The sequence below is a fragment of the Microcoleus sp. Pol7_B2 genome (genome assembly GCF_036701035.1).
Lineage (GTDB): Bacteria > Cyanobacteriota > Cyanobacteriia > Cyanobacteriales > Microcoleaceae > Microcoleus.
Genome location: NZ_JAUBQB010000052.1, coordinates 43,229 through 51,406, shown reverse-complemented (window position 1 = coordinate 51,406; position 8,178 = coordinate 43,229). Strand labels below are relative to the sequence as shown.

The 8,178-nt window shown below is 47.4% G+C and carries 8 protein-coding genes; 4 read left to right on the top strand and 4 right to left on the bottom strand.

Translation table 11 applies throughout. The annotated features are described in order from the left end of the window. Positions 1-139 precede the first annotated feature (139 nt). The gene (locus QUA57_RS19055; RefSeq protein WP_333063013.1) at positions 140-1,675 is read right to left on the bottom strand and encodes an NAD(P)/FAD-dependent oxidoreductase; all 1,536 of its coding nucleotides are present in this window, start codon (positions 1,673-1,675) and stop codon (positions 140-142) included. A 320-nt stretch (positions 1,676-1,995) separates the two neighbouring features. After that, a complete protein-coding gene (locus QUA57_RS19050) occupies positions 1,996-2,265 on the bottom strand; it encodes a precorrin-6A/cobalt-precorrin-6A reductase (RefSeq protein WP_333063011.1) in 270 nt (89 codons plus the stop codon). 774 nt (positions 2,266-3,039) lie between these two features. On the opposite strand from QUA57_RS19050, the gene QUA57_RS19045 reads away from it, so the two are divergent. Then, entirely contained in the window at positions 3,040-3,600 is a 561-nt protein-coding gene (locus QUA57_RS19045) for a transcriptional regulator (protein WP_333251258.1), read from the top strand. A gap of 185 nt (positions 3,601-3,785) precedes the next feature. Here QUA57_RS19045 and QUA57_RS19040 read toward each other — a convergent pair whose 3' ends face one another. Together QUA57_RS19040 and QUA57_RS19035 are read right to left on the bottom strand one after the other, a co-directional pair. After that, a complete protein-coding gene (locus QUA57_RS19040; RefSeq protein ID WP_333063007.1) occupies positions 3,786-5,711 on the bottom strand; it encodes a penicillin-binding protein 2 in 1,926 nt (641 codons plus the stop codon). 294 nt (positions 5,712-6,005) lie between these two features. Further along, a complete protein-coding gene (locus QUA57_RS19035; RefSeq protein WP_333063006.1) occupies positions 6,006-6,581 on the bottom strand; it encodes a hypothetical protein in 576 nt (191 codons plus the stop codon). Between the two features lie 336 nt (positions 6,582-6,917). Between QUA57_RS19035 and QUA57_RS19030 the strand changes: the two genes are divergently transcribed. The 3 genes from QUA57_RS19030 to QUA57_RS19020 all read left to right on the top strand — a co-directional run bounded on the left by QUA57_RS19030 (position 6,918) and on the right by QUA57_RS19020 (position 7,972). After that, the gene (locus tag QUA57_RS19030; protein ID WP_333040014.1) at positions 6,918-7,127 is read left to right on the top strand and encodes a serine protease; all 210 of its coding nucleotides are present in this window, start codon (positions 6,918-6,920) and stop codon (positions 7,125-7,127) included. Between the two features lie 332 nt (positions 7,128-7,459). After that, on the top strand, positions 7,460-7,681 hold the full coding sequence (locus QUA57_RS19025) for a hypothetical protein (RefSeq protein ID WP_333063005.1): 222 nt from the start codon (positions 7,460-7,462) through the stop codon (positions 7,679-7,681). Between the two features lie 132 nt (positions 7,682-7,813). Next, positions 7,814-7,972: a hypothetical protein gene (locus tag QUA57_RS19020; RefSeq protein ID WP_333063003.1), complete on the top strand. Its 159-nt coding sequence runs from the start codon at positions 7,814-7,816 to the stop codon at positions 7,970-7,972. Positions 7,973-8,178: the final 206 nt, after the last annotated feature.

The window sequence follows — 8,178 nt, the reverse complement described above, 5'->3', positions numbered from 1 at the left end:
CTATTCTTTCTCTGCGCTGTGCTTATCTCAATGGTCAACTTTCCACTTGATATATGTGCAAAACTGAGATGCACCCCAACAATACTTTCCGTTGCACCGGAATTGATATCAATTGACTCCTGATAAGCTTTGGAAGCAATCATGTATCCAACGGAAGAGGGTGTAGTGGAGTAGAGCGACTTTTCTTTTTGTGATTATATTCTTCCGATACGCCAAGATAATCAGATGGTTGATATCTACCGAATATCTCAGCGAAAAGGTTAGGCAATTTTCGATAAGGAGAAACACCCATATCTTTAAGCATGATGTCAATATATTGTTGAAAGCGAGTATTAATCGCACAGGATCGCGAAGGTTCAAATTGAATATTTGCGCGTTTCCACTCGCGGATATATTCAATACTTTTTTCCATATTTTCGCAGGAAGGTAACTCAAGTTCACCACGCAAGTAAGCACATAGCCATTGTGTGGCAATTTCGACTGCTGGCACGTGCATATATCCATGATTGAACCCGGCAAAGGCAATGCCAGGAATGCGAGGATGAAGCAAGTGGCGATATAACTGCACGCCATCGGATTCGGTTTCCAACATTTTTCGATATTTATCAGGCAAAAATGGAAAAATCGGCGTTTGCGAACCCAAAGATAGAACGACTACATCGCATGGAATCTCGCAACCATTTTTCAACTTTACTGCTTCTGGCGAAAAACCAGATAATTCTGCACGGTGGGGCGAGATTTTTCCTTCTGCAATAAACGGATAGTAATTTTCAGGCGCAACCGCTGTGGCTGAACGCAAATCAGGCAATAGTTTGTGGTCTGGTTGTACAGCTTTGATTCGACCCTGGGCGGCTTCGCTTTTTCCAGAAACATTTCGCTGAACTTGAAAGCGGAAGATGGATGCAATCAAATCCCAAAAAGCTGAAACAATGAAGCCAAGGCGATTGTGCAGGAAACGTTCAATGGCGGTTGGATGCGCCCAACTTGTCATCATCACTGTCCCAAAGCGGCTGAATAATGCGTAGGTAAAATGTACGCCCAAAATCCATTCGGGGATAAGCCAGCGCGGTGTACGAAATACATGATTTACTTGCGCGCCTTGTTTTGCTGCGAAAGTCGCCATGTCCAAGGCGCTCTTTCCGAAGCCAACGATTACAACTCGTTGATTATCAAATATATCAAGCGTGTGAACATCCCGTTCAGTGATGATTTTCCCGCCGAAATCTTCGATACCTGGAAATTCAGGTTTATACTTTCCTTCTGTATATTGCCCAACTGAGATAACGACGTATCCAAATAATTTTTCGTGAACGCCGTCCTGGTTTTTATATCTTAATAGCCAGCCATCTTCTGTTTCTTTTAGTTCGATAACTTGGTGATTTAACCGCACATCAAGCTGTAGATGGTTGACCGCTTGCCCCAAATAATTCAGGATTTGTTCTCCGGTGGGATGTAAATCAGGTGTGAATGGCCAGGGAAAATCTGATAAATGATACTGTTCCCTGATATTTTGCAGGTGTACGTTTGGGTATGCAACTGCCCATACTCCGCCCATCTTTTCGGATTTCTCAAAAACAACTGCTTGGAAGCCATTTTTCTTGAGAATATTGGCTGTCGTAATGCCTGATATTCCCGCGCCAATAATGGCAATTGGCATACCGTTTTTGTATTGCATATATTTGACTCTCCTGATTAGGTAGGGTTATTAGAGTAATTCTCCTGACGGAGTGACAAAAAACCGGAAATCCTTGCACTAAGAATGGTTTAAATTGATCGCTCTCAAAAATACAGAGGCGTTGTCACCCCGTCAGATCCGCGACCTTAACCCCAACTGCTGATAGTAGCTTAGTTGGTTATAGACGCTTGGGGGAGAGGAATCCTTGCAGTCTGGCTGCTACAACCTCAGTTGAGGCGAGCTGGCACTTTCCGATCGCCCCAAGGATGTAACTAATAACTAATAACTAATAACTGCTTAATTAACCAAGCGATCGCCCCTTAAACATCAGCAACCTGCTCAACATCGGGAATCTGCGGTCGCTGCACCATCACAACCGGAATTTTCAGTTTCCTAGCCGCAGCAATTTTAGCATAAGTAGCGCCGCCGCCGCTGTTTTTGCTAACAATTGTATCCCTTTGATCTTCTAATATCAATTGCCGCTCGTCTTCCAATGAAAAAGGCTCCCTTGCTAATAACAATTTACCGTTAGGTACAGGAGTATTTAGTGCAGGATGATCGATAGCCCGCATCAAAAACCAAATAGTCACTGATGTAGGATGCGTCAGGGAAAACGATATTACCCGAAATCAGGGCACGGCACTGGCGTTTCCCTACAAATCCGGCGATCGTTACATCCGATCCGCTTGATTTTACCCTTTACCCGAAATTAGGAAACCGCAGTGCAGTTTCCCTAAAATTAACCGGGCAATCGTTATATCCGATCGCGCGAGCGCCCAGAACTCCGCAAGATTCTGATGGAGTTCTTCTCTATAATTTTCACAGTGAGGACAAACTATTCTTGACTCTACAACACGAGCGTCGAAAGTAAATTTCTCCTTCAAGTTGAGGACAAGTTTCCACCTTGACTCCAGGAAAGTCTCATCGAGAGTCTAAATGAAAATTCATCACTCTAACTGTATTGATTGCTAGATTTTACGCCATAAACTCAGGAGAGCCTTTCCTTCTGCCTCCTGCCTCCTGCCTCAAAACTCCAATTTCTAGCTTGGCTGCAAAAGTGAGATGCTCCCTACATACCTTCGCGCTCTGGCGCGATGGGGCGCGATCGACAAGATTGCTGTAAGGAAACCGCACTACCCTTTCCTGACTGCCGTTTCCTTACTCACAGTTTTTTTAAAGTCGCATAAATTTTCAGTAAATACCGATCTACACACTCCCCAAACCCAAAGTTAAAATATAGCCAATAAAAAAAAATAGCTCCTCCTAGCTGTTTTTTTTGCCCGCTAAATATTAGGGAGTGCATCTACGTGTCAATAAATAAAACGCTCAAAGGCAGAGCCACTACACCTGCCGCAGGTTTTACAATGATTGAGCTATTGATAATTATTTTAATCATAGGAATATTTTGTGCGATCGTCGCCCCCTCTTGGCTAATGTTTATCAACAATCACCGTTTAAAGCTATCGCTCGATCGAGCTTATTGGGCAATGGAACTTGCCCACAGCAACGCAAAACGCGACAAAATTTCATGGCAAGCCAGCTTCAAACAAGTAGGAGAAAATGTACAAATAGCCGTTCACCCAGCCGACATCTCCCCCGGCCAAGTAGCAGCCAGTCAATGGGAAAACCTAGAACCGCAAATTCAAATAGATACAGATGAAACAACAGTGCTCCAAGTAAATGAAAGCAACGAGCAAAAAGCAAACGGCCCAATCCGGCGCGTCATGTTCAACCACAGAGGTTGCCCCGTATCTCGAAGCGACCACGACTGCACGCTAACGAGTATAAGAGCCAAAGGAACCCTAACACTATATCATCCCAACTTAAGAAACAGCCAACGCTGCATCATTATCTCCACTCTTTTAGGACATAAACGCACCTCCAAAAGACAGCCCACAGCTCAAGACAAAAGATATTGTTACTAACTTATTTTGGAGTAGGGAAACGGCATTACCGCGGCCTCAATAGCCTTGTTGTCGATCGTTAGATCCCCGATCGCGCGCTCAATTATTTTGGGGTAGGGAAACGGCATTGCCGTGCCCTCAATAGCCTTGTTGTCGATGCTTATCTTCGAGGTCAATTCCTGACGCAACATCTCAGATATAATCAACTACTTCTTACTCGGCGCAATCTTCTCAATAGAAATCAGCGCCTCCATCACCGACTCCACAATCGGCGCCGCCACCGTACCCCCCGAACCATCCTTCGGCTCATCAATCACCGCCAAAACCACATACCGAGGAGCCTCCACAGGCATTATCCCCACAAAGCTAGTAATAATCGCCTTGTCAGAATAACCCCCACCAGCATTAGCTTTTTGAGCCGTACCCGTTTTTCCAGCAATCCGATACCCAGGAATTTGTGCAGCTTTCCCCGTACCACCATCAACCACAGTTTCCATCATTTCTAACACCTGCTTAGTAGTTTCCGGCGAAAAAACCTGCTTAGGAACCGGCCTCGGAAGCTTCCAATAAGCTTCACCGTCCCTATCAAAAAGTCCCCGCACAACGTGAGGAGTCACCAACTTGCCACCGTTAGCCAAAGCGCCGTTAAGCTGCACCAACTGCATCGGGGTAATCGAAAAACCTTGCCCAAATGCGGTAGTAGCAACTTCCACCGGAGAGTTAATAAATTGCTCTCGATTTTTAAGCTGACTGGTTACTTCAAAAGGCAAATCAGTTCCCGCAGTTTGTCCGAGTCCGAGTTTTTCTAAAGCTTGATAGTAAAGAGAAGCCTTCATACTTCTCATTACGTGTACCATCCCCACATTGCTAGAATGTTTCAAAATCTCAGTAACAGTCGAAGGGCCGCGCGCCCCTACGAATTTGTAATCGGAATTTTGGATAGTCCAGCCATCCATGAAAATTCGACCTTCGTCCTTAAACACAGTATTAGGTTTCACCGCACCCGCTTCTAGAGCGATCGCCACATTAATCGCTTTAAAAGTCGAACCAGGCTCATAAACATCAGTTACAGCCCAATTTTTATAGCGCGACAAATCGAAATTAAAATATTGATTCGGGTCATAAGAAGGTTCCGCTACAACTGACAGCAATTCTCCGTTACGGGCATCCATCACAATCACTGTGCCCCGCTTCGCATCGTGTTGCTTCATTTTTTCCTTGAGAGCAACTCGGGCAGCCCGCTGCAAGCGAGTGTCGATCGTCAATTGCAATTTCAAGTCATCAAGCTGCACAAATCCGGCCGTCAGCCGATCGGGAACCCAATTCCCATTGCTCGACCTGCTAAACTGAATCGACGGCATCGATCGTTCCAACAAATTCTGCTGGCTGTATTCCACCCCGGCTTGTCCCTTCCGTTCCCCGTCCACATAACCGAGGATATCCGCCGCCAACTCCTGCTGCGGGTAAAAACGCTGCTGCTGCCGCAGCAACTCCAAGCCATCGACCAGACTCTCTTTAATTTGGATCTGAGCGACGCGATCGGCAACCTCTTGAGGCAGAGACTCCGCAATTGTAATACCGCTTTCAGCAAGATTAAACCTGCGTATCAATTCAGTTTCCGACGTAGTTCCCGGACTCAGATCGATCGCCAGCATCGGAGCCAATTTAGCAGCAATTTCCGCCTTCGAGTGGTTAAACAACTTCGGGTGAGCGTAGAGCGTGTACACCTGTCTGTCGATCGCCAAAACATTTCCTGCGCGGTCAATTATCGGGCGTCTCGGTACAAACGGCTTCGTTTTGAGAGTTTGCTGCTGCTCCGCCTGTTTACGCAGCGCCGGAGCTCGCGTCACCTGCAAATAAAACAAATTCACAGCCAGCCCCAGCCCCCCCAGCATCAACACCGCCCACACCGCCCACAAACGGAACTTGCTGCGCTTTAAACGCTCCACCGGCCGCCCCCAAGATGCAGCCGTCTGTTGTGGCGATCGGCCGAAACTGCCCGAAGATCTAGGTTTGGCTGGTTTTTCCCGCCCAGTACGCGCGGCGAAGCTATCCCGTAAGGAATCGCCCGCCTGTTTTGTGCGTTTGAAATTCGGCGATCTGTAGCGGTCAAAACGGGGGTCGTAGCTCATGGCATTAAAAATTCAATAGCAAGTTAGAGCGTTTTAGAATTTATAATTTATAACTTAAATCTTAAAAGATAAAATTTACAACTTGGGAATGAGCAGTCCCTATCAGGGTTGGCATCACACCTAGAGTTGGATTCTGTTTTTTGAAGTGGTCTTAATTATTTTTAATCTGTAACTTCCGGTTGGAAGCAGAAAATCGATCGCGACTTGCAAAAAAGTCAAAAAGGAAATTAGAGCCTCCAATTCTCAGGCCCTCGGACACTCAGGCCCTCGGGCGCTCTCCGCTTTGACACAGGTTTAATAGCCCAGCGGTGTTTCCACACCGGCTCCCTTCTTGAGAGCGGGTTCAGAATTTGGTGCCGCAACGGGCGATCGAGTTTCAGGGGCCGGCTGCAAGAAAATCGTGTCCCCAGGATTCTGCGGAGCCAAACCGGTTTCGGGATTTTGGGCTTCTTTAGCCAGTTGGTGTTTCAAGACTTCGCTAGAAGCACTCAATTGCTGTTCCCGGAGGCGCAGAGTTTCCAGTTTTTGATACTCCTGACTCCAGCGCTGCTCGCCGTAAACAGTCAAGCCGTAGAGACTCAGAGCACCGCCCAAAAGCATAACTGCTACCACTGAGGAGGCGCGCTGTGCCTGCAGGAGCGATCGCAACCACACTGGCTGCTGCTGGCGATTGGGCAGGACTTTGATCACCGATGAGGACGATCGAGCCTGAGCCTGTTCGTCGGCTGGCGAGTAGTTGGGCAATAACGGTCCTGTCTTCGCCCGCCTAGCTCGGGCAATAGAAGTAACTTTGCTTTTGGCTGCGCCAGCAGCGGGCTTGCGGGTCGATCGGGAGCGGGGAGAATCGGGGGATCTGATAGCAGCGGTCATAGAGTTCACCAATACGTAAAGTGGGGTAGCTTCAGCTTGATTGAGGTTAAGAGTTTTTGTCTCCCAGATCGCCAGTGGTGGCCATCTGCGTTCGATCGGTTATCCTTACCAAAGATACCTCACAAGCCAACCAACCCATCCTACCACTGGTCTCTTTGACTTCAGGATTTGCCAAAAAAAAGAAATCTTTGCTGGTTAGCGAGAATCTATGTGAAATTTATGAATAAATGCAGTATTGTAATCAACGAGCGAATCGTTGAGCTATTCGTGCCAGCATTGTTTCTCAAGTACACTATTCCCTTCCTTGCGATGGGTTTTCAATGTTAAGGAGTTTTTATGAACAAGGGATTAATTCGTTTGACTTTGGTAGTGGGCTTGGCAGTAGCCCTCGGCGCCTGCGGAGGAGATACCACCAGCCCCAGCTCCCCTAGCCCCTCTCCGGGCGGTCCTGGCAGCACTGGCACTACTACTACTCCCCCTGCTTCTTCTGCATCTCCAAAGGCCACTCCAACTACTAGCCCTGCCCCTACTCCTAAAAAGCCCTAATTAGGGCTCTGCCGGAGTCGGTGCCCAACGAGCCTAGCCTCGGGGTGAAAAATGGTTCGCTCCTCGCATTTTTTCATCTCATCGGTCTAGGTCTCAAGTTGGGTGGTAGTGATTGTCTGATGCTTGTACTACTAAAGTTCAGTACGTCCCGTTACCGCAGCAAAGTCCGCTGATTCGCTGCGTTACAACAGCATTCCCTTTCAACTATAAAATTTGACTCCCGGCCTGCACGTTTTGAAACTCAAGCCTGTGACAGGATGTTTGAGGACCTTGCCAGTGCTGCTGCCTCAACTGAATATTAACCGGAGGATCTCGCAGACTCGACGAAAATTTTGCACTTGATCGAGTCTCGCTTTCCTTCCCCGCCGCTGTTCCCACAGACGAGAAAAAAGCAAGCTGAGGCTTGGATGCTCGAAGACTGGCTCGATGAAAGCATCGGCATTGCTACTCGATTTGTTGACTACGAGTTTCGCGCCGGTGCGGGCAAGCAAATCGACCCGTCTGTTTTGAGTCAGTTAAGTGATTCAATTGGCGCGGCGCCAGTTCGGTATTAACCCTGCCTCGGCAGAACTCGCTCCAGTGGCGCCTGAGTGCTGCTTTAAACCTATTGCACCGTCGCTGGTAGGATGGTGCTAGTTTGGTAGGCGATGCCTTGAACAGGGCAGATATTGCTTGCTGCTGTCGCCATGCTGAGTCCTTTAGCTTGGATTCCTCAATACCGAGTTGAGAATCCTTCGCTGTTTGAGCGTATTGCCCAAATTCACCGACTTTGTGGGGAAACCCAGCCTCCGGGAGGTGAAATTCTACCGATCGGGCGATCGTCCCTACCTGAAAATTCCAGGTAAACTATTAACTCCTCCCCAACACTTACTCTACTGGACCCTGCGGCAGCGGCAAATCGACAATAGTTTAAAAAAGTGGTATATCACATTTTAATAAAAAGTCAAGGATATTTTGGAAAAAATATAAATTTTTCAATTTGTTTTAATATTTCTATACTTAGATGTTAGCAGTAAAACCCCAGCTAGGCCACCGGCAAGGCAACCGCCTG

Coding starts and splice junctions, on each gene's coding strand:
- QUA57_RS19030 (WP_333040014.1), top strand. CDS start 6,918: ATGAACAAGGGATTAATTCGTTTGACTTTGGTAGTGGGCTTGGCAGTA.
- QUA57_RS19035 (WP_333063006.1), bottom strand. CDS start 6,581: ATGACCGCTGCTATCAGATCCCCCGATTCTCCCCGCTCCCGATCGACC.
- QUA57_RS19040 (WP_333063007.1), bottom strand. CDS start 5,711: ATGAGCTACGACCCCCGTTTTGACCGCTACAGATCGCCGAATTTCAAA.
- QUA57_RS19020 (WP_333063003.1), top strand. CDS start 7,814: ATGCTGAGTCCTTTAGCTTGGATTCCTCAATACCGAGTTGAGAATCCT.
- QUA57_RS19045 (WP_333251258.1), top strand. CDS start 3,040: ATGATTGAGCTATTGATAATTATTTTAATCATAGGAATATTTTGTGCG.
- QUA57_RS19055 (WP_333063013.1), bottom strand. CDS start 1,675: ATGCAATACAAAAACGGTATGCCAATTGCCATTATTGGCGCGGGAATA.